General features: G+C 54.3%; 16 protein-coding genes. 11 read left to right on the top strand and 5 right to left on the bottom strand.

The genetic code is table 11. The features are described 5' to 3' along the window. Positions 1-13: 13 nt before the first annotated feature. Together acrD and narQ are read right to left on the bottom strand one after the other, a co-directional pair. Positions 14-3,127, bottom strand: a complete 3,114-nt coding sequence (acrD, locus tag ACLJPQ_RS14555) for a multidrug efflux RND transporter permease AcrD (protein WP_080184835.1) — start codon at positions 3,125-3,127, stop codon at positions 14-16. A 184-nt stretch (positions 3,128-3,311) separates the two neighbouring features. Then, positions 3,312-5,012: a nitrate/nitrite two-component system sensor histidine kinase NarQ gene (narQ, locus tag ACLJPQ_RS14550; RefSeq protein WP_023215830.1), complete on the bottom strand. Its 1,701-nt coding sequence runs from the start codon at positions 5,010-5,012 to the stop codon at positions 3,312-3,314. A gap of 185 nt (positions 5,013-5,197) precedes the next feature. On the opposite strand from narQ, the gene aegA reads away from it, so the two are divergent. Next, positions 5,198-7,159 (top strand): formate-dependent uric acid utilization protein AegA, encoded by a 1,962-nt coding sequence (gene aegA / locus ACLJPQ_RS14545; RefSeq protein WP_001078942.1) that lies wholly within the window; start codon positions 5,198-5,200, stop codon positions 7,157-7,159. A gap of 448 nt (positions 7,160-7,607) precedes the next feature. Here the strand turns inward: aegA and pbp4b are convergent, their stop codons facing one another. Further along, entirely contained in the window at positions 7,608-8,906 is a 1,299-nt protein-coding gene (pbp4b, locus tag ACLJPQ_RS14540) for a penicillin binding protein PBP4B (protein ID WP_000673293.1), read from the bottom strand. A gap of 203 nt (positions 8,907-9,109) precedes the next feature. Between pbp4b and nudK the strand changes: the two genes are divergently transcribed. From nudK to ACLJPQ_RS14525, 3 genes are all read left to right on the top strand, one after another. Then, entirely contained in the window at positions 9,110-9,685 is a 576-nt protein-coding gene (nudK, locus tag ACLJPQ_RS14535; protein ID WP_000084033.1) for a GDP-mannose pyrophosphatase NudK, read from the top strand. A gap of 124 nt (positions 9,686-9,809) precedes the next feature. Next, positions 9,810-10,853, top strand: coding sequence for a DUF1176 domain-containing protein (locus ACLJPQ_RS14530; protein WP_001270668.1), 1,044 nt, complete (start codon positions 9,810-9,812; stop codon positions 10,851-10,853). 127 nt (positions 10,854-10,980) lie between these two features. After that, the gene (locus ACLJPQ_RS14525) at positions 10,981-11,211 is read left to right on the top strand and encodes a hypothetical protein (protein ID WP_000700635.1); all 231 of its coding nucleotides are present in this window, start codon (positions 10,981-10,983) and stop codon (positions 11,209-11,211) included. Between the two features lie 62 nt (positions 11,212-11,273). Here the strand turns inward: ACLJPQ_RS14525 and tkt are convergent, their stop codons facing one another. Further along, the gene (gene tkt, locus ACLJPQ_RS14520; protein ID WP_020899072.1) at positions 11,274-13,274 is read right to left on the bottom strand and encodes a transketolase; all 2,001 of its coding nucleotides are present in this window, start codon (positions 13,272-13,274) and stop codon (positions 11,274-11,276) included. A 19-nt stretch (positions 13,275-13,293) separates the two neighbouring features. After that, on the bottom strand, positions 13,294-14,244 hold the full coding sequence (gene tal, locus ACLJPQ_RS14515; protein WP_001072443.1) for a transaldolase: 951 nt from the start codon (positions 14,242-14,244) through the stop codon (positions 13,294-13,296). A 271-nt stretch (positions 14,245-14,515) separates the two neighbouring features. Here tal and maeB point away from each other — a divergent pair, with 271 nt between their 5' ends. From maeB to eutM, 7 genes are all read left to right on the top strand, one after another. Then, the gene (gene maeB, locus ACLJPQ_RS14510; RefSeq protein WP_000344299.1) at positions 14,516-16,795 is read left to right on the top strand and encodes an NADP-dependent oxaloacetate-decarboxylating malate dehydrogenase; all 2,280 of its coding nucleotides are present in this window, start codon (positions 14,516-14,518) and stop codon (positions 16,793-16,795) included. 416 nt (positions 16,796-17,211) lie between these two features. Beyond that, complete coding sequence (gene eutS, locus ACLJPQ_RS14505; RefSeq protein ID WP_001031445.1) at positions 17,212-17,547, top strand: ethanolamine utilization microcompartment protein EutS; 336 nt, start codon at positions 17,212-17,214, stop codon at positions 17,545-17,547. Between the two features lie 12 nt (positions 17,548-17,559). Beyond that, on the top strand, positions 17,560-18,039 hold the full coding sequence (gene eutP / locus ACLJPQ_RS14500; protein ID WP_000820751.1) for an ethanolamine utilization acetate kinase EutP: 480 nt from the start codon (positions 17,560-17,562) through the stop codon (positions 18,037-18,039). Further along, positions 18,017-18,706 (top strand): ethanolamine utilization acetate kinase EutQ, encoded by a 690-nt coding sequence (eutQ, locus tag ACLJPQ_RS14495; protein ID WP_000733861.1) that lies wholly within the window; start codon positions 18,017-18,019, stop codon positions 18,704-18,706. Before eutP ends, eutQ begins: the two co-directional genes overlap by 23 nt. Beyond that, positions 18,703-19,506, top strand: a complete 804-nt coding sequence (eutT, locus tag ACLJPQ_RS14490; RefSeq protein WP_080184836.1) for an ethanolamine utilization cob(I)yrinic acid a,c-diamide adenosyltransferase EutT — start codon at positions 18,703-18,705, stop codon at positions 19,504-19,506. The genes eutQ and eutT overlap by 4 nt, the downstream gene beginning before the upstream one ends. After that, on the top strand, positions 19,503-20,519 hold the full coding sequence (pta, locus tag ACLJPQ_RS14485; protein WP_080184837.1) for a phosphate acetyltransferase: 1,017 nt from the start codon (positions 19,503-19,505) through the stop codon (positions 20,517-20,519). Before eutT ends, pta begins: the two co-directional genes overlap by 4 nt. A 40-nt stretch (positions 20,520-20,559) precedes the next feature. Continuing rightward, the gene (eutM, locus tag ACLJPQ_RS14480) at positions 20,560-20,850 is read left to right on the top strand and encodes an ethanolamine utilization microcompartment protein EutM (RefSeq protein WP_000387716.1); all 291 of its coding nucleotides are present in this window, start codon (positions 20,560-20,562) and stop codon (positions 20,848-20,850) included. The last annotated feature ends 79 nt before the right edge of the window (positions 20,851-20,929 follow it).

The following is a 20,929-nucleotide window of genomic DNA, read 5'->3' as shown; positions in this document are numbered from 1 at the left end:
GCTGGCCGGGAGCTTATTCCGGGCGCGGCTTCAGCGGGAAGCGGCGACGTATCAGCACGAAAAACAGGGGTACAAAGAAGATAGCCAGAATGGTTGCTGAGATCATTCCCCCCATCACGCCGGTTCCGACAGCATGTTGGCTACCCGAGCCTGCCCCGGTGCTGGTGGCCATCGGCAATACGCCAAAGATAAACGCCAGCGAAGTCATCAGTATCGGTCGCAGGCGCTGGCGGCTGGCGTACAGCGTGGCGTCTAACAGCGCGTGTCCCTTCTGATTCATTTCGTTGGCGAATTCCACAATCAGAATCGCGTTTTTCGCCGAGAGGCCGATAACGGTCAACAGCCCCACCTGGAAGTAAACATCGTTTTCCAGCCCGCGCATCCAGGTAGCGAGTAGCGCGCCAATGACGCCGAGCGGCACAACCAGCATCACCGAGAAGGGCACCGACCAGCTTTCATACAATGCCGCCAGACACAGGAAGACGACTAATAGCGAAATAGCGTACAGCGCGGGCGCCTGCGCGCCGGAGAGCCGTTCCTGGTAAGACATGGCTGTCCATTCCAGGCCAAAACCGCCCGGTAGCTGATGCACCAACGACTCCATGATATCCATCGCCGTCCCGGTACTAACCCCCGGCGCGGCCTCTCCGACAATTTCTACCGCCGAATAGCCGTTATAGCGTTCCAGACGCGGCGAGCCGGTTTCCCAGCGCGAGGTGGCGAAGGCGGAGAAGGGGACCATGCCGCCATCTTTGTTACGGACATACCAAAGATTAATATCATCCGGCAACATACGATATTTCGCTGCGGCCTGAACATAGACTTTCTTCACGCGACCACGGTCCATAAAGTCGTTGACGTAGCTCGATCCCCAGGCTGTTTGCAGGGTGTCGTTGATATCGTCAATCGATACGCCCAGCGCCTGCGCTTTCCGTTGGTCAATATCAATTTGCAGTTGCGGGCTGTCGTCCAGGCCGTTGTGGCGCACGCGGGTCAAGGAACTGTTTTTCCCGGCCAGCTCAATGAGTTGATCTCGTGCGGCCATCAGCGCGTCATGGCCTGCTCCGGCGTGATCCTGTAATTCCATATCAAAACCGGCGGAGCTGCCCAGACCGCTAATTGCCGGCGGGCTGCTGGCGAAGACGCGAGCTTCTTTAATCTGGTTAAACGCTTTTGTCGCCCGCTCAATAATGGCGAACGAGGAGCCGGTGGTGGGATCGCGCGCGTCCCAGTCTTTCAAGCGAACAAACATGCGCGCGACGTTTTGCCCATTCCCGCCAGGGCCGGAACCTACCGTCGAGAAGACCGACATAATGTTGTCTTTCTCATGGGTGAAGTAATAGTTTTCAACCTTTTCAACGACTTTCAGGGTCTGCTGTTGCGTAGAACCGCTCGGTAGCTGGATAGACGTAGTGAACATGCCCCGATCTTCTTGCGGTAGAAAGGAGGTGGGGAGACGCAAAAACAGGAACACCATGCCGCCAAGCAACAGAACATAAATCAGAATCCAGCGTAGGCTGCGATGCAAAATTTTCGCTACGCCTTTCTCATAACGTTCGGCATTACGATTGAAGGTACGGTTAAACCAGCCGAAAAATCCGCGTTGCCCGTGCTGTTCGCCTTTGTGCAGCGGTTTTAATAACGTTGCGCACAGCGCCGGTGTCAGGATCATGGCGACCAGCACCGACAGCACCATTGCCGAGACAATGGTGATAGAAAACTGACGATAAATCGCCCCGGTGGTACCGCCAAAGAACGCCATCGGCACGAATACCGCAGACAGCACCATCGCGATACCGACCAGCGCCCCCTGGATTTGTCCCATGGATTTGCGCGTCGCTTCACGCGGCGTGAGCCCTTCTTCGCTCATGATACGTTCGACGTTTTCCACCACCACGATGGCATCGTCGACCAGGAGCCCGATTGCCAGCACCATCGCGAACATGGTTAATGTGTTAATACTGTAGCCAAACGCGTAAAGCACAGAGAAGGTGCCCATTAATACTACCGGCACGGCGATCGTCGGAATTAGCGTGGCGCGAAAGTTTTGCAGGAACAGGTACATCACCAGGAAAACCAGCGCGATAGCCTCCAGCAACGTTTTGACCACATCGATAATCGAGGCTTTGACAAAGGAGGTGGTTTCATACGCGATCTTGTATTCCAGCCCTTGAGGGAAGTACTGCGCCAGCTCGTTGAGGCGATCCAGCACCAGCTTCGCGGTCGCCATTTCGTTTGCGCCGGAGGCCAGCTTAACGCCAAGACCGGAAGCCGGATTGCCGTTAAAACGGCTGAGGTAGTCATACTTTTCCGCCCCCAGCTCCACGGTGGCGACATCGCCCAGTTTGACCTCGGAACCGTCCTGATTAACGCGCAGGGTGATATCGCGAAATTGTTGCGGCGTTTGCAGCAATGACTGCGCATTAATGGTGGCGTTCAGCGCCTGCTTGTCGACCGAAGGCGTACCGCCAAGCTGCCCGACGGCGATTTGCGCATTCTGCGACTCAATTGCATCGGTCACGTCTTTCGTGGTCATCTGAAAACTATTCAATTTGGCCGGATCGAGCCAGATACGCATAGAGTACTGTGAACCATAAGCGTCAATATCGCCGACGCCGTTGACGCGGCTGAGCGGGTCCTGAATATTACTGGCGACGTAGTCGGCGATATCCTGCTTGTCCATAGAACCGTCGGTAGAGACGAAAGCGATGGTCAAAATATTGGTATCGCCCGTTTTGCGTACCGTGACGCCTTGATCCTGTACCGCCTGCGGCAGTTTACGCATCGCGGACTGTAACTGGTTTTGCACCTGCTGAACCGCCTCATCAGGATCGGTTCCCGCAATAAAGCTCAGGGTGATGGTCGCCTGTCCGGTGCCGCTACTTTGTGATGACATGTACATCAGATTATCGAGGCCCGTCATATTCTGCTCAATAACCTGGGTTACGGTATTTTCCAGCGTTTGCGCCGACGCTCCCGGATAATTCGCGGTAATACGTACGTTGGGCGGTGCCAGATCGGGATATTGTTCAACAGGTAAAGAAAAAATGGCTAACGCCCCTGTCAGACACAACAGGATAGCCAGCACCCAGGCAAAAATGGGGCGATCGATAAAAAAATTCGCCATTAAAGGGGAACCTCGTGTTTCTACATATCGTTATAGATTTGAACTGCTTCACTGTAGCGGCAAGCTACGAGCCAAACGTGGAGAAATAAAGGAGATAATGTAAATTATCATGCGCTTTTACAGCATACTTTTTGTGCCAACGCCGGAAAGCCTGACATCTGGCCTTCCGGCGATTTGCCGTTCTTTACGTTAACTGACTCTCTTCCTTATTGAAGGAGCGAAAACTGATACTGACCAGCGTGCCGCCGCCGGAGGGTTGCGAAAAATTCAGCGTGCCGCCAAGGCGCTCCGCGCGCTCACGCATTATATTCAGACCATAGTGTCCGGCAGGCTCATGCGGTTCGCCGATACCAATGCCATTATCGCGAATATAAACGGTATGATCGCCGTCAGGCGCGGTGACGCAGCTCACGGCGATTTCGCTCGCGTTGGCGTGTTTAATGGCGTTCAGGACCGCTTCACGCACAATTTGCAACAAATGCACCTGCATTTGCGCATCCAGCGCCAGCGTGGGTAAACGGCAATCCAACGTGAGTTTGGCCGGGGTCTGACTCTGTAAATCTTCCAGCATCTCATGCAATGCGGAGGGTAAATCGGCCTGCTGTAACGTCAGACGGAACGTGGTGAGTAGCTCGCGAAGCTGGCGGTAGGCGTCGTTCAGCGCTCTGGAAAAATCCGCCATGATGCTTTGCGCGCCGGCGTTATCTTCTGGAATGGCGCGCTTCAAAAGCGTTAACTGAATACGTAAATAAGAAAGTACCTGCGCCAGCGAATCGTGTAGCTCACGGGCAATTGTCGCGCGCTCTTCCATTAACAAAAGTTGCTGGAAGTGTTTTTGCGCCTGATTAAAGTACAAACCACGCCCCAGCATCGTGGAGACGCTGTTCAGCAGCGGCGTAGAGGCATTAACGTTGGGGCTTTGCCAGTGGAGTTCGCCATAGACCGTGTCCTGCATCGTCACTGGCAGCATTTGCATCGGCAGGTCGGGGCTTTGCGTGCCTTCGCTAATCCGCCAGTTATCGCCCACGGTTAACTCCAGATACCAGGCGGCGTCATGTTCACGGACAATTTGCAAAATATGGCGAAAACAGTGGACATCGATTTGGCTGGTATTCAGCGCCTGGGAGCACTGGTATAACACCTCCAGGCGGCGGTGCGCTTCGTGCAGATCGTGCGTTTTTTCTTCCACCGAGGCTTCCAGCGAACGGTAAAGTTTATGCAGCTCGCTCGACATCTGACTAAACGTTTTCGCCAACAATCCCAGCTCATTGGGTAAGCTGGTATCCAGCGGCAGCGGGGCGAACTGACCATGTTCAATACGCTGACTGGCGGTGACCAGTTGATTCAGCGGGCGAACGACCTGCTGGCGAATACGCCGTAGGGTAAAAAAGACCAGCGTAAAGATGCCGATACCGCCCGCCAGCGATATGGCGACGACCAGCATGACTTTACGCTCGGCGTAATGCTGTAATGCCAGAACGAAGAGATCAATTTGATCGACGTAATTGTTGATATTGGTCTGATACCAGGCAATGTCGCCGTCCTGTAGGCGGCTATTCATCTCCAGCCAGTTGGCGTGCAGGCGCGCGTAGCGAGTTTTCACCGCCTGCGGCACATACCAGGCGTTGAGATTTTGCAGTACCGGCGAGTTGAGCGCGTGCTGGAAAAGTTGACGATGCGCATTAATCTGCGGGCTACGGCTTTGCAGATCGTAACCCAGCCGATAGCTCTGCATTCGTAGCGAACCGGCGATATTGATCGCTTCGGCATCCCGTAAACTGCTGGTCAGCGTCAGTAATGCGCTGCCGGTGGACAGAATAGACAACAGCACAATATAGAAAAAAGCCTTAGCCAGACTGGCTGAGACCGGGCGTTTAACCGTCACGCTGGTACTCCCCGCATTTAGCTGAATCGCAATTGCATTTGCTTTGAAATAAATTGATCTGCCACAGGTTCTGGACAGATAGTTGTGCTTCCTGGGCAGATGAACATTGCCGACCCCGCCTTCGTCAGTTAATAACAATGCTCATATAAAGAATAAGGTTTTTACAACCAAAACAGAAGGATGCCATGAATCGTTTTATTATGGCCAATAGCCAGCAGTGTCTGGGCTGCCATGCCTGCGAGGTCGCCTGCGTAATGGCTCACAATGATGAGCGACATGTCCTGACGTCACAGCGCTATCAGCCCCGAATTACTGTCATTAAACATCAGCACCAGCGCAGCGCGGTCACATGTCACCATTGCGAAGATGCGCCCTGCGCCCGTAGCTGTCCGAACGGCGCGATCGCGCATATTAACGACAGCGTGCAGGTCAATGCGCAGAAGTGTATCGGCTGTAAATCCTGCGTCGTCGCCTGCCCATTCGGCACCATGCAGATGGTATTGACGCCCGTCGCGCCAAACCAGTTCAAAGCCAGCGCGCATAAATGCGATCTGTGTCAGGGACGTGAACAGGGTCCGGCCTGTGTGGAAAATTGCCCGGCGGATGCGCTGCAACTGGTCACCGAAGACTCGTTGACCCGTCTGGCTAAAACGCGACGGCTGCGTACCGCCCGGCAGGAGATTCGCCCCTGGCATACCGTGGATACACAACACAGTGGGACAGCAAGCAGCAAAGTCGAGCGTATGCAGGCGACGCCGCCGCGCGGCGAACCGGATAAACTGGCGATTGAAGCGCGTAAAACCACCTTTGAGGAAATTTATCTGCCGTTTCGCGCCGCGCAGGCGGAGCGTGAAGCGGCCCGCTGCCTCACATGCGGGGAACACAGTATCTGCGAATGGACCTGTCCGCTGCATAACCATATTCCTCAGTGGATCGAACTGGTGAAAGCTGGCGATATTGATGCGGCGGTAGAGCTTTCTCACCAGACCAACTGCCTGCCGGAAATTACCGGGCGCGTTTGTCCGCAGGACCGGCTATGTGAAGGCGCGTGTACACTCCGCGATGAGTATGGCGCGGTTACCATCGGCAACATTGAGCGCTATATCTCCGATCGCGCTCTGAGCAAAGGCTGGCGTCCCGACCTGTCGGACGTACAGAAGAGCGATAAGCGCGTGGCGATTATCGGCGCGGGGCCGGCAGGTCTTGCCTGCGCTGACGTGCTGGCGCGCCATGGCGTAAGCGCCACCGTCTACGATCGCCATCCGGAAATCGGCGGTTTGCTCACCTTTGGTATTCCGGCTTTCAAACTGGATAAATCTCTGCTGGCGCGCCGTCGGGAGATCTTCAGCGCGATGGGGATTCGTTTCGAGCTTAACTGCGAAGTAGGGAAAGATATTTCTCTGGAGACGCTGCTGGAGAGTTATGACGCCGTCTTTGTCGGGGTAGGAACCTATCGTTCCATGAAGGCTGATTTACCGAATGAAGACGCGCCGGGGGTATATGATGCGTTGCCATTCCTCATCGCCAATACCAAACAGGTGATGGGGCTTCCGGCGTTGCCTGACGAGCCGTTTATTGATACTGCGGGCCTTAACGTGGTTGTGCTGGGCGGCGGTGACACCGCAATGGACTGCGTACGTACGGCGCTGCGTCATGGCGCTGCCAACGTCACCTGCGCTTATCGCCGCGATGAGGCCAATATGCCGGGGTCGAAAAAAGAGGTGAAAAACGCGCGGGAAGAGGGCGCGAACTTTGAATTTAACGTTCAGCCGGTTGAGTTGGTGCTGGATACGCACGGGCGCGCCAGCGGTATTCGCTTTTTGCGTACGCGGCTTGGCGAACCGGATGGTCAGGGGCGACGCCGCCCGGTACCTGTACCGGACAGCGAGTTCGTGATGCCGGCAGATGCGGTCATTATGGCGTTTGGTTTTCATCCGCATGGTATGTCGTGGCTGGAATCGCATGGCGTGAAGGTGGATAACTGGGGACGTATTGCCGCCAGCGTCGAGAGCGAGTTTCGTTACCAGACGTCCAACCCGAAAATTTTCGCCGGCGGCGATGCGGTGCGCGGCGCCGATCTGGTGGTGACGGCGATGGCAGAAGGCCGACATGCTGCGCAGGGGATACTCGACTGGTTAGCTAAATAAGCGTATTTGTAGGCCGGTTAAGGCCTGGAACGGTTAAATGATTGAGTGATAAAAAATCTTAAACTTATTGGCTAACCTTACTCCGTTTGCAGAAATGTTGACGCTCGCAGGGCTGGACGCCCTGCGATAAACATTTTTCCGTCGGGTCGACGTTTAACAGGCCTGATGAGGCCAATCTTAGTATTGAAAATAGAGTGTAAATTGAAGGAAGGGACGCTATCAGAATCCCTTCTTAGAGCCTATCCCATTAGGGCTATTTTACTTGCCATTTTGGACCTGGGCAGTGCTCGCCAAAACGCGTTAGCGTTTTGAACGCCGCTTGCGGCGGCCCGAAGGGCGAGCGTAGCGAGTCAAACCTCACGTACTACGTGTACGCTCCGGTTTTTGCGCGCTGTCCGTGTCCAAACTGGCTGTGCCAATAACGCCTGGTGGGACAGGCTCTTAATTTTTATTTTAAGGAACCATATATCTGGTCAACAATCCAGCCATACGTTGCCGCAGGTAATAATCCACTGACAAAAACATTCGGATTCACTTTAGGATTTGCTACCGGCGAGTGCGGCCTGTTACCTAAAATCACAATCGCCATATGATTAACCGGATCGATAGACGTCAGCGTTCCGGTCCATCCGGTATGTCCATACGTTTGTGGACTGGCTAATACCCCGAACGTGGGGGTCATTGAGGCGTTGCCGTTAACGCGCCACCCCAGACCAAAGGTAGCGTCTTCTGGTGAGCGGCGAGTAAACTGCGCAACCGTTTTGTCGTCGAATAGCTTCACGTTACCGTAGCCGCCCCCATTGAGCATGACTTGCATTAACACAGCCATATCATGGGTGTCAGAAAACAGTCCGGCGTGTCCTGAAACGCCGCCCATTGAGTACCAGGCTTTTTCATCATGCACCTGGCCCCATAGTGTATTGGTGCGAATATTGGGGAAATGAATTACGCCGTCACGCGTATTGCCGTGTAGTTCCGTTGCGGCGATTTGCGGCGGCGTGAAGCCTTTCATCAGCGGGTTAAAGACGGTATGTTTTAATCCGAGCGGTTTATAAATGGTGGTTTCGACGTAGCGATCTAATGGCATTGCCGTTATCGATTCAATGATAAAACCAAGAATCATATAATCCACGTCGCTGTAGATATGCTTCGACCCAGGTTGATATTCCAGCGGTGTCTTTTTAATCATCTCCAGAGTAGTGCTTTTACTCTGTGAAAATAATTTACCGGCGACGTTTTTATTGGGATATTGTGGGTCGGCAGGAAAGCCCGCGACGTGATGAAGAATATCAATAATGCGGAGTTTATCTTTGCCTTTTATTTTATCCCCAGGCATATCCTTAAAGCCAGGGATGTATTTTGATACCAAATCATTGACATCTATTTTTCCCTCATATACCAGTTTTTGCAATGCAAAGTTAGTGGCATACATTTTTGTGTTTGAAGCCAGGTCATACATCGTGTTAGTGGTCGCCCGAATGGGATGGGCTAACAGCGTGGAACCGTCATATTTTTTGGCATAGCCCCAGGCTTTTTGTAGAACAATATGATTATCTTTTATCACCAGAAGATTGATGCTGGGATATCCGGCATCAATTTGATTTTGAATCCAGCCATCAAGTCGGTGAAGTTTTTGGCTATCAAACCCCACCTGATCAGGGCTCGCGGTGGTCAATACCGGATACTCAACGGCAAAAGCTGAAAGGGAAAACGTCAGTAGAACCGTCGCAACGAGAGTAAATTTCATGATGATTCCCTCAGTCTCACTCCGGCCGTCAAATCATATCGCGAGCATGGACTCTGCGGCCCGGAGAAGCAGAATATGGTCATGGCAGTGACAGAAAAATATGGCTGTACGTCCGTTCAGTCGGCATTAAGGATTAACCCTTCAGCAGACAAAACCGGCCTCACGGCGTAATATTAATGCTCTTTTTACACCCTGGAGCCAGCATGTCGCAAACCATTACGCTTATTAAGGATAAAATTCTTTCTGATAATTATTTTACTCTGCGCAACATTACCTATGACCTGACCCGTCGTAATGGCGAGGTTATCCGTCACAAGCGTGAGGTTTACGATCGCGGGAATGGCGCAACCATTCTGCTTTACAACTCAACTAAAAAAACCGTGCTTCTGGTTCGTCAGTTTCGCGTGGCGACATGGGTCAACGGTAATCAAGACGGTATGTTAATTGAAACCTGCGCTGGCCTGCTTGATAACGACGAGCCGGAGGTCTGTATCCGTAAAGAGGCCATTGAAGAGACAGGGTATGACGTTGGTGAGGTACGCAAGATATTTGAGCTGTATATGTCGCCAGGCGGCGTCACGGAGCTGATTCATTTCTTCATTGCCGAATATCATGATAGCGAGCGTGCCAGCATCGGCGGCGGCGTGGAGGACGAAGAGATTGAGGTGCTTGAACTGCCGTTTTCCCGGGCGCTGGAAATGGTGCGCTCAGGTGAGATTCGGGACGGTAAGACCGTGTTATTGCTTAACTATTTACAGACGTCTCATCTAATGGACTGAAAAAAAAGAAATATATTTCTTTACACAAAAAAGACCAATCCGATAAATCTGATTGAGAACCCTGAGGCGCGCAAGGAAGATACCGCCTTAGCTGTGTTGTTCTGAATCTGGGGTTGTTCCGTTCATGCGCTACCGCGTTATTCTTTTTTGTCTGTTTGGCCTGTTGCCGGTCCAGCTACTGTGGGCTGCGCCAGCGCAACGGACTTTTTCCGACTGGCAGGTCACCTGCAATAACCAAAATTTTTGCGTAGCGCGCAATACTGGCGAACATCATGGGCTGGTGATGACATTAAGCCGCAGCGCCGGGGCGCGTACCGATGCGGTACTGCGTATCGACCGCGGCGGTTTGGCGCCGCCCGACGCTAAAGAAGCCGCAATTGCGCCTCGCTTATTGCTGGATGGCAAACCGCTTTCGTTCAACAGTCCACACTGGCGCGTGTCGCCCTGGCATCTCATGACCGGCGATCCTGCCACCATCACCGCATTTTTACAGACGATTCAGGATGCGCAGGCTATCACCTTAAAAAACGGCGTTCAGACGCTTTCGCTGGCGGGATTAAAAGCGGCATTACTGTTTATCGACGCGCAACAAAAACGTGTGGGCAGCGAAACCGCCTGGATTGAAAAAGGAAACGAACCGCCGCTCAGCGTGCCCCCGGCACCGGCATTAAAGGGGATCGCCGTTATTAATCCAACGCCCGTACCGCTGAGTGAGGAAGAACGCGACGATCTGCTGGACTACGCAGCATGGCGGGTAAACGGCATTCGCTGTTCGCTTGACCCGCTGCGTCGCGAGACGCAGGTCAGCGCGTTGACGGATGATAAAGCGTTATTGATTGTTAACTGCGAAGCCGGCGCCTATAACACTATTGATCTCGCCTGGGTAGTTTCACGCAAAAAAACGCTCGCCTCGCGCGCCGTACGTTTGCGGCTGCCGTTTAATCGCGGCGTCGAAAGTAATGACATGGAGTTGATGAACGCCTTCTTTGACGAGAAAACGCGCGAGCTGGTGACGTTGGCGAAAGGGCGGGGGTTAACCGACTGTGGTATCCAGACGCGCTGGCGTTATGATGGCGATCGTTTTCGTCTGGTACGTTATGCCGAAGAACCTAGCTGCGATAACTGGCACGGGCCGGATGCCTGGCCTACGCTGTGGATCACGCGTTGAATCCTGGTTGTTATCCCCTTTTCAGAATAGGGATACACCTATTGAGGTTTCATTTATGGTATAGAGATTGCTACGTTACGGTAGGATTGTTACTTTACCCGATAGCCTCACCACAGCAGGAAATAGTATGAAAATAAATAATGGCCCCGTATTATGCCCCCATTGTGGCTGCCTGAGCGCTTATTATGAAATAGATCGGCTGGCGGCGATAAGAGAGAAAGTGAATAAAGAAGGCGGATCAGCGGCATGGGATTCAACATTACAGGCGCATAAAAAAAAGGCCTTTTGCCTGATGTGCCATAAATCCATTGATGAGGTCGTCATCGGGCAGTCAGATGCGCCTGAGTCTACGAAGTAATTTTGCACAGCCTACAGAACAGGTCTGCAGACTGTGCAAAGTCTGTGTTGCTAACGCTCGCCTTAGCCTTTGATGTTTAGCACCCGGCGGGCTTTTTCTACAATATTTTCCACGGTAAAGCCAAAATACGGGAACAGTTTGTCAGCCGGAGCGGATTCACCGTATCCCGTCATGCCGATAATTGCGCCTTTTAGGCCAACATATTTATACCAGTAGTCGGCTATACCGGCTTCCACCGCGACGCGGGCGGTCACGTGCGCCGGTAGCACTGATTCGCGATATGCCTCGTCCTGCGCATCGAAAATATCCGTTGAAGGCAACGACACCACGCGAACGTTATGCCCCTCGCCAGTCAATTTTTCCGCCGCCTGGAGGGTAATTTCCATTTCCGATCCGGTAGCGATCAGAATGATATCCGGCTTGCCGCCGCTATCTTTCAGAATATAACCGCCGCGGGCAATCGCTTTCACCTGTTCCGGCGTGCGTTCCACCTGCGCCAGATTCTGCCGCGAGAGAATCAACGCCGTCGGCCCGTGCTGACGTTCAATGGCCAGCTTCCAACCGACTGCCGCCTCAACCTGATCGCAGGGACGCCAGGTGCTGAAGTTAGGCGTTAAGCGCAGGCTCGCCAGTTGTTCCACGGCCTGGTGCGTCGGGCCATCTTCGCCCAAACCGATGGAGTCGTGGGTATAGACCATAATCTGCCGGGCTTTCATTAAGGCCGCCATACGCGCCGCGTTACGCGCATATTCGACAAACATCAGAAACGTGGCGGTATACGGTACAAAGCCGCCGTGGTGGGCGATGCCGTTGGCAATGGCGGTCATGCCGAATTCGCGCACGCCATAGTGGATATAATTACCTGCCGGATCCTCTTTCAACGAGGTCGAACCTTTCCAGATAGTCAGGTTGCTCGGCGCCAGATCCGCCGATCCGCCCAACAGTTCCGGCAACAGGGGACCATAGGCATTGAGCGTATTTTGCGATGCTTTACGGGTGGCGATTTTGACCGGATTAGCCTGCAAGTCGTTAATAAATTTTTGCGTGGCGGACTCCCATGTCTCCGGCAGTCCGCCGCTCATCCGGCGGGTAAACTCTGCGGCCAGCTCAGGATAAGCCTTCTCATAAGCAGCAAACTTTTCCTGCCACTGCTGCTGCGCTTTCTCGCCTTTTTCACGGCCATCCCACGCGCGGTAAATCTCTTTTGGGATCTCAAACGCCGGATGATGCCATCCCAGCTTCTGGCGAGTCAGCGCCACCTCTTCTTCGCCCAGCGCCGCGCCGTGCGACTCCTCCTTCCCGGCTTTATTCGGCGAGCCAAAACCTATCACCGTCCGACAGATAATTAGCGAAGGTTTATCTTTTACGCTCTGGGCTTCGAGAATGGCTTTTTTCACCGCTTCCGGATCGTGCCCGTCAATGTCATGCACGACATGCCAGTGGTAGGCTTCAAAACGTTTGGCGGTATCGTCGGTAAACCAGCCTTCGGTTTCGCCATCAATGGAGATGCCGTTGTGATCATAAAAGCCGATCAGTTTGCCCAGTCCCAGCGTACCAGCCAGCGAACACACCTCATGCGAGATCCCCTCCATCAGACAGCCGTCGCCCATAAAGACATAGGTGTAGTGGTCGACAATCTCATGGTCCGGTCGGTTGAACTGTGCGCCTAACGTACGCTCGGCAATCGCCAGCCCGACGGCATTCGCCAGCCCCTGGCCCAGCGGCCCGGTGGTGGTTTCAACGCCGGGCGTATAGCCAATCTCCGGGTGACCTGGCGTTTTAGAGTGCAGTTGACGGAAGTTTTTTAACTCCTCCAGCGGCAGGTCATAACCGGTTAAATGCAGCAGACTATAGAGCAGCATGGAGGCGTGACCGTTGGAAAGGATAAAACGATCACGGTCATACCAGGTCGGATCGGTGGGGTTATGTTTAAGAAAATCGTTCCATAGCACTTCAGCGATATCCGCCATCCCCATCGGCGCGCCGGGGTGCCCGGAATTGGCTTTTTGAACGGCATCCATGCTCAGCGCACGAATCGCATTGGCAAGGTCTTTACGGGACATAAATCACTCCATGCAAGGTTTATAGTTTGGCGGCAAGCAGGTCTTCCAGTTTGCGCTGGTCAACGGCAAAAAGACGGATACCTTCCGACAGCTTCTCTACGGCCATCGCGTCCTGATTATGTTCCCAGCGGAACTCCGCTTCCGTCATTGGCGTAGGACGGTGGAACATCTGCGAGGAAGGCACCAGTTTACGGATCACCGGTTCTTCTTTTTCTTTCAGCTCTTTAAGCAGGTTAGGGGAGATAGTCAGTCGATCGCAGCCGGTTAGCGCGAGGATTTGCTCAGTACGGCGGAAACTTGCCCCCATCACGATGGTTTCATAGCGATGCTGTTTAAAGTAATCGTAGATATTGCGTACCGATTTCACGCCGGGATCTTCCTCCACGACATACGGCTCCAGCGGACTACGCGCCTGATACCAGTCGTAAATTCGGCCCACGAACGGAGAGATCAAATAGACGCCCGCTTCGGCGCAGGCGCGCGCCTGGGCAAAAGAGAACAACAACGTCAGGTTGCAATTAATGCCCTCTTTTTCGAGCTGCCCGGCGGCGCGGATACCTTCCCAGGTTGCGGCGAGCTTGATCAGAATGCGCGATTTATCAATACCCTGCTGCTGGTAGAGATCCACCAGATGGCGCGCTTTCTCGATACTTTTTTCTTTATCGAATGATAACCGCGCGTCGACTTCAGTGGAGACGCGACCGGGAATACTTTTCAGTATTTCCGCGCCAAAATTGACCGCCAGTTTATCGCTGGCTGCTGCAACTTGCTGTTCCTGCGTACCGCCGTGTTTTTTTCCCCAGGCAATCGCATCCTCAATCAAATGACCATACTGCTCAAGCCCGGCGGCTTTCAACAGTAAAGAGGGATTTGTCGTGGCATCCTGCGGCTGGTAGTGGCGGATGGACTCGATGTCGCCGCTGTCGGCGACGACGGTAGTGAATTGTTTGATGCCGTCTAGCTGGTTCATAGGAAATACTCCTTGAAAAGTAAAGTGTTAGTTGAGTGTGTTGATTCACACTTCTGAAAGATTGATACACTACATAACCAAAAAGCATAGCAGACAGGCATGGTATTGCTGGTATAAGCAGGTAACATGACCGTTATAAGTTGATAACAAACTCTTGCGCCGCGTCGTGATAGTTTGCAGACCTTCAAAGTTTGTGTTGCGCAGTACGGTGATAATGTGCGGCGCACCAGGCCGCGTCACTTTTTGAACGATACGTGAAAGGAACAACAAGATGGATGAGCAGTTAAAACAAAGCGCCCTTGATTTCCACGAATTTCCGGTACCCGGTAAAATTCAGGTTTCTCCGACTAAGCCCCTTGCCACCCAACGCGATCTGGCGTTGGCTTACTCGCCAGGCGTGGCGGCGCCCTGCCTGGAAATCGAAAAAGATCCGCTGGCAGCCTACAAATACACCGCGCGCGGCAACCTTGTCGCGGTCATTTCCAACGGTACAGCGGTGCTGGGGTTAGGCAACATTGGCGCGCTGGCCGGCAAGCCGGTCATGGAAGGCAAAGGCGTTCTGTTTAAAAAATTCGCCGGCATTGATGTGTTTGACATTGAAGTCGATGAGCTTGACCCGGACAAATTTATCAACGTGGTCGCGGCGCTGGAGCCGACCTTTGGCGGCATTAACCTCGAAGACATTAAAGCGCCGGAATGTTTCTATATTGAACAGAAACTGCGCGAGCGCATGAACATCCCGGTTTTCCATGACGATCAGCACGGAACGGCGATCATCAGTACGGCCGCCATTCTTAATGGCCTGCGAGTCGTAGAGAAAAATATTTCCGACGTGCGGATGGTCGTCTCCGGCGCAGGGGCGGCGGCAATCGCTTGTATGAACCTGCTGGTCGCGTTGGGGATGCAAAAGCACAACATCGTGGTGTGCGACTCTAAGGGCGTTATTTACAAAGGCCGTGAGCCGAATATGGCGGAGACCAAAGCGGCCTATGCGGTAGACGACAGCGGCAAGCGCACGCTGGATGAGGTCATTGACGGCGCGGATATTTTCCTCGGCTGTTCAGGCCCGAAAGTGCTGACTCAGGAGATGGTGAAGAAAATGGCCCGCGCGCCAATGATTCTGGCGCTGGCTAACCCGGAACCGGAAATTCTGCCGCCGCTGGCGAAAGAAGTGCGCCCGGACGCCATTATCTGTACCGGTCGTTCCGACTATCCGAACCAGGTGAACAACGTATTGTGCTTCCCGTTTATCTTCCGCGGCGCACTGGACGTCGGCGCGACGGCGATCAACGAAGAGATGAAACTGGCGGCGGTCCGTGCGATTGCCGAGCTGGCGCACGCCGAACAGAGCGAAGTGGTGGCCTCGGCCTATGGCGATCAGGACCTGAGCTTTGGGCCGGAATACATTATTCCGAAACCGTTTGACCCGCGTCTGATTGTCAAAATCGCTCCAGCGGTCGCGAAAGCGGCAATGGATTCCGGCGTGGCGACGCGCCCGATTGCTGACTTTGATGCCTATATCGATAAACTGACCGAGTTTGTCTACAAAACTAACCTGTTCATGAAGCCGATCTTCTCGCAGGCACGCAAAGATCCGAAGCGCGTAGTGCTGCCGGAAGGGGAAGAGGCGCGCGTGCTGCACGCAACCCAGGAGTTGATAACCCTGGGGCTGGCGAAGCCCATCCTGATCGGGCGTCCGAGCGTGATCGAAATGCGTATCCAGAAACTGGGGCTACAGATCAAAGCGGGCGTTGATTTCGAGATCGTGAATAATGAATCCGATCCGCGCTTCAAAGAGTACTGGAGCGAGTATTACCAGATCATGAAGCGTCGCGGGGTAACTCAGGAACAGGCGCAGCGTGCGATGATCGGCAACCATACGGCCATTGGCGCGATCATGGTGCAGCGTGGGGAAGCGGATGCGATGATCTGCGGCACCATCGGCGACTACCATGAGCATTTCAGCGTCGTGAAAGCCGTCTTTGGCTACCGTGACGGCGTGCATACGGCAGGGGCGATGAACGCCTTACTGCTGCCAAGCGGCAACACTTTTATCGCCGATACTTATGTTAACGAAGATCCCACGCCGGAACAGTTGGCGGAGATCGCCGTAATGGCGGCGGAAACCGTTCGCCGCTTTGGTATTGAGCCGAAAGTCGCGCTGTTGTCGCACTCTAACTTTGGTTCCTCAAATTCGCTGTCCGCCAGCAAAATGCGCGAAACCCTTGAGCGGGTACGCGAACGAGCGCCCGATCTGATGATTGACGGTGAGATGCACGGTGATGCGGCGTTGGTGGAAAGTATTCGTAATGACCGGATGCCGGATAGTCCGCTGAAGGGAGCCGCCAATATTCTGGTGATGCCGAATATGGAAGCCGCCCGCATTAGTTACAACTTACTCCGCGTCTCCAGTTCCGAAGGCGTCACGGTCGGCCCGGTCCTGATGGGCGTGTCTAAACCGGTACATGTATTAACGCCGATCGCCTCTGTACGCCGTATCGTGAATATGGTGGCGTTAGCGGTAGTTGAAGCGCAAACCACGCCGCTTTAATAACGCATTACTCTCTCTTCTGGCGCAGGTTCTCCTGCGCTTTTTTTATGCGCCGCTGGGCTTCGCCATGGTATGAAAGGCTCGGGTGGGGATATTCTGGAACCTATTGCGTTACCCCTACTTATTTCACTGAATCTGTACTATGCACAAATCGAGTGATACGCATTATTTTTATCAATAATAGTAATACAAATAATAGCCGGTGGGTATTTATTGCGGAACAAGCTTAAATTCAGAATGACGCCTGAAAATGTGATGCACCACGATATTTATCGTTAACACCTTCGACAGAAGTCCCTTTTATTTTCTTTCTCTTAGTGATCTACCTCACCTTTTACATCACCTTGCCGAATTTTGTTATTTACTCCGACAAAAAATTGCCACGATGACGGCAGTTTCAGTGGAGACGGTGAGCAATGAATAAAGAACGCATTATTCAGGAATTTGTGCCGGGCAAACAGGTCACGCTGGCGCATCTCATTGCGCACCCTGGTGAAGAACTGGCGAAAAAGATCGGCGTTCCCGATGCTGGTGCGATTGGCATTATGACCTTAACGCCGGGGGAAACGGCGATGATCGCTGGCGATTTAGCGATGAAGGCTGCGGATGTACACATCGGTTTTCTCGACAGATTTAGCGGCGCGCTGGTGATTTATGGCACCGTCGGCGCAGTAGAAGAAGCGCTATTACAGACGGTCAGCGGGCTGGGGCGATTATTAAACTTCACCCTGTGTGAGTTAACAAAAAGTTAATTGGTGGCGGTAATGAAACGTATTGCTTTTGTCGGCGCGGTCGGCGCCGGAAAGACAACGCTTTTTAACGCGTTACGGGGAAATTATTCCCTCGCCAGAAAAACGCAGGCCGTGGAATTTAATGATCATGGCGATATCGATACGCCGGGTGAATATTTTAGCCATCCCCGTTGGTATCACGCCTTAATTACCACGTTGCAGGATGTGGACACGCTGATTTATGTCCACGCGGCAAACGATAAAGAAAGTCGCTTACCTGCCGGGTTATTGGATGTTGGAACCCGTAAACGACATATCGCCGTTATCAGCAAAACGGACATGCCGGATGCCGACGTCGCCGCTACGCGGCAGTTGCTTTGCGAGATTGGATTCCGGGAGCCTATTTTCGAGCTCAACGGCCACGACCCGCAAAGCGTGCGGCAGTTGGTGGATTATCTGGCGGCTCTCAGTGAACAGGAGGAAGAGGCAGGTGAAAAAACTTATCACAGCTAACGATATTCGTGCGGCCCACGCCCGCGGCGAACAGGCGATGTCGGTAGTGCTGCGCGCCAGCATTATTACCCCGGAGGCTCGCGAAGTGGCGGAACTACTGGGCTTCACGATTACCGAATGCGACGAGCCCGTCCCGGCATCCACATCGGCGCAGGCGTGTAAAAGCGAAAGCCAGCGCATTCGGGAAGCCATCATCGCGCAGCTCCCGGAAGGGCAGTTTACTGAAAGCCTGGTGGCGCAGTTGATGGAAAAAGTGCTCAAGGAAAAGCAGTCGCTGGAACTGGGGACGATGCAGCCGAGCTTTACCTCCGTCACGGGTAAAGGCGGCGTGAAAGTCATTGACGGCAGCAGCGTGAAATTTGGCCGCTTCGACGGCGCCGAACCGCACTGCGTCGGCTTAACCGATCTGGTTACAGAGCAGGATGGCAGCAGCATGGCCGCCGGGTTTATGCAGTGGGACAACGCTTTTTTCCCGTGGACGCTGAACTACGACGAAATCGACATGGTGCTGGAGGGCGAATTGCACGTACGCCATGAAGGCGAAACCATGATTGCCAAAGCCGGAGATGTCATGTTCATCCCTAAAGGCTCCAGCATTGAATTTGGCACGCCAACGTCCGTGCGCTTTCTGTACGTCGCCTGGCCTGCGAACTGGCAATCCGTATGAACGATTTCATCACCGAAACGTGGCTCAGAGCGAATCATACGCTCAGCGAAGGATCGGAGATCCATCTGCCCGCTGATGCACGACTGACGCCCTCGGCCCGGGAACTGCTGGAAAGTCGCCGCCTGCGCATTAAGTTTCTGGATCCGCAAGGCAGGCTGTTTGTCGATGATGACGAACAGCAGCCGCAGCCGGTACATGGCTTAACCAGTAGCGATACGCACCCACAGGCCTGCTGTGAACTGTGCCGCCAGCCGGTGGTGAAAAAGCCCGATACGCTGACCCATCTGACGGCGGACAAAATGGTCGCCAAAAGTGACCCGCGCCTCGGCTTTCGCGCCGCGCTCGACAGCACCATCGCACTGACCGTGTGGCTACAAATCGAACTGGCGGAACCCTGGCAGCCGTGGCTTTTCGATATCCGCTCGCGGCTGGGCAACATTATGCGCGCCGACGCTATAGATGAACCGCTGGCGGCGCAGGCGATCGTTGGGCTCAACGAGGATGAGCTGCATCGGCTTTCCCACCAGCCGCTGCGCTACCTCGACCACGATCACCTGGTGCCGGAGGCTAGCCACGGTCGCGATGCGGCGCTGCTTAATCTCCTGCGAACCAAAGTCCGTGAAACAGAAACCCTCGCCGCACAAGTGTTTATTACCCGTAGTTTTGAGGTCTTGCGCCCGGACATTTTACAGGCGCTGAACCGTCTCTCCAGCACGGTTTACGTGATGATGATTTTGAGCGTGGCGAAACATCCGCTGACGGTCGCCCAAATTCAACAACGGTTGGGAGAGAAGCCATGATCATTGAACGCGCCCGCGAACTGGCGGTACGCGCCCCCGCCAGAGTCGTCTTTCCCGATGCGCTGGACGAACGCGTGCTGAAAGCGGCGCATTACCTGCAACAGTGCGGTCTGGCTCGCCCCGTTCTGGTCGCCAGTCCGTTTGCGCTGCGTCAGTTTGCCCTGAGTCATCGTATGGCGATGGATGGCATTCAGGTCATCGACCCACACAGCAACCTGAGTATGCGCCAGCGTTTTGCGCAACGCTGGCTTGCCCGTGCCGGAGAAAAAACGCCGCCGGACGCAGTGGAAAAGCTTAGCGACCCGCTAATGTTCGCTGCCGCCATGGTGAGCGCCGGTGAGGCTGATGTGTGTATCGCAGGCAACCTGTCGTCAACGGCGAACGTGCTGCGCGCAGGGCTGCGGGTGATTGGCCTGCAACCCGGGTGCAAAACATTGTCGTCTATTTTCCTGATGCTGCCGCAGTATGCCGGTCCGGCATTAGGGTTCGCCGATTGCAGCGTAGTGCCGCAGCCGACGGCGGCGCAGCTGGCGGATATCGCTCTCGCCAGCGCCGACACCTGGCGGGCCATTACCGGCGAAGAGCCGCGCGTGGCGATGCTGTCATTTTCAAGCAACGGCAGCGCCCGTCACCCCAATGTTGCCAACGTGCAGCAGGCGACAGAGCTCGTTCGCGAACGTGCGCCGCAACTGCTTATGGACGGTGAATTGCAGTTTGACGCCGCTTTCGTGCCGGAGGTCGCCGCGCAAAAAGCGCCTGACAGCCCGCTGCAAGGCCGCGCCAACGTGATGATTTTCCCGTCGCTGGAGGCGGGCAATATTGGCTACAAAATCGCTCAGCGTCTGGGAGGCTATCGCGCTGTTGGGCCGCTAATTCAGGGGCTTGCCGCGCCGCTTCACGACCTCTCCCGAGGCTGTAGCGTGCAGGAAATTATCGAACTGGCGTTGGTGGCAGCCGTGCCGCGCCAGGCTGACGTGAGCCGCGAACGCAGCTTACACACACTGGTTGAATGAACGGTCCCGTTCTGGACCCCTTTAATGAGAGGAAAACACGATGGAAGCATTAGGAATGATTGAAACCCGGGGCCTGGTTGCGCTGATTGAGGCCTCAGATGCGATGGTAAAAGCCGCACGCGTGAAGCTGGTCGGCGTGAAGCAGATTGGCGGTGGCCTGTGTACGGCCATGGTGCGTGGCGACGTGGCGGCGTGCAAAGCCGCAACCGATGCTGGCGCCGCTGCGGCGCAGCGCATTGGCGAGCTGGTCTCTGTACACGTGATTCCACGCCCGCACGGCGATCTGGAAGAAGTGTTCCCGATCAGCTTCAAAGGCGACAGCAACATTTGATGGTAGGCCGGATAAGACGCGCAGCGTCGCCATCCGGCATGAATGCGCGCCATTGCCTGATGGTGCGCAGATTCAAGGC

The organism is Salmonella sp. SAL04213, from assembly GCF_046550535.1.
Taxonomy (GTDB): Bacteria; Pseudomonadota; Gammaproteobacteria; order Enterobacterales; family Enterobacteriaceae; genus Salmonella; species Salmonella enterica.
The sequence above is the reverse complement of the archived record's forward strand: the minus strand, read 5'-3'. Positions and strand labels throughout refer to the sequence as shown.

What these genes read in the sequence shown, in the direction of transcription:
- nudK (WP_000084033.1), top strand. Translation starts at nt 9,110, where the DNA reads ATGTCGCAAACCATTACGCTTATTAAGGATAAAATTCTTTCTGATAAT.
- eutP (WP_000820751.1), top strand. Translation starts at nt 17,560, where the DNA reads ATGAAACGTATTGCTTTTGTCGGCGCGGTCGGCGCCGGAAAGACAACG.
- eutT (WP_080184836.1), top strand. Translation starts at nt 18,703, where the DNA reads ATGAACGATTTCATCACCGAAACGTGGCTCAGAGCGAATCATACGCTC.
- tal (WP_001072443.1), bottom strand. Translation starts at nt 14,244, where the DNA reads ATGAACCAGCTAGACGGCATCAAACAATTCACTACCGTCGTCGCCGAC.
- acrD (WP_080184835.1), bottom strand. Translation starts at nt 3,127, where the DNA reads ATGGCGAATTTTTTTATCGATCGCCCCATTTTTGCCTGGGTGCTGGCT.
- eutM (WP_000387716.1), top strand. Translation starts at nt 20,560, where the DNA reads ATGGAAGCATTAGGAATGATTGAAACCCGGGGCCTGGTTGCGCTGATT.
- eutS (WP_001031445.1), top strand. Translation starts at nt 17,212, where the DNA reads ATGAATAAAGAACGCATTATTCAGGAATTTGTGCCGGGCAAACAGGTC.
- pbp4b (WP_000673293.1), bottom strand. Translation starts at nt 8,906, where the DNA reads ATGAAATTTACTCTCGTTGCGACGGTTCTACTGACGTTTTCCCTTTCA.
- aegA (WP_001078942.1), top strand. Translation starts at nt 5,198, where the DNA reads ATGAATCGTTTTATTATGGCCAATAGCCAGCAGTGTCTGGGCTGCCAT.
- ACLJPQ_RS14530 (WP_001270668.1), top strand. Translation starts at nt 9,810, where the DNA reads ATGCGCTACCGCGTTATTCTTTTTTGTCTGTTTGGCCTGTTGCCGGTC.
- maeB (WP_000344299.1), top strand. Translation starts at nt 14,516, where the DNA reads ATGGATGAGCAGTTAAAACAAAGCGCCCTTGATTTCCACGAATTTCCG.
- pta (WP_080184837.1), top strand. Translation starts at nt 19,503, where the DNA reads ATGATCATTGAACGCGCCCGCGAACTGGCGGTACGCGCCCCCGCCAGA.
- ACLJPQ_RS14525 (WP_000700635.1), top strand. Translation starts at nt 10,981, where the DNA reads ATGAAAATAAATAATGGCCCCGTATTATGCCCCCATTGTGGCTGCCTG.
- tkt (WP_020899072.1), bottom strand. Translation starts at nt 13,274, where the DNA reads ATGTCCCGTAAAGACCTTGCCAATGCGATTCGTGCGCTGAGCATGGAT.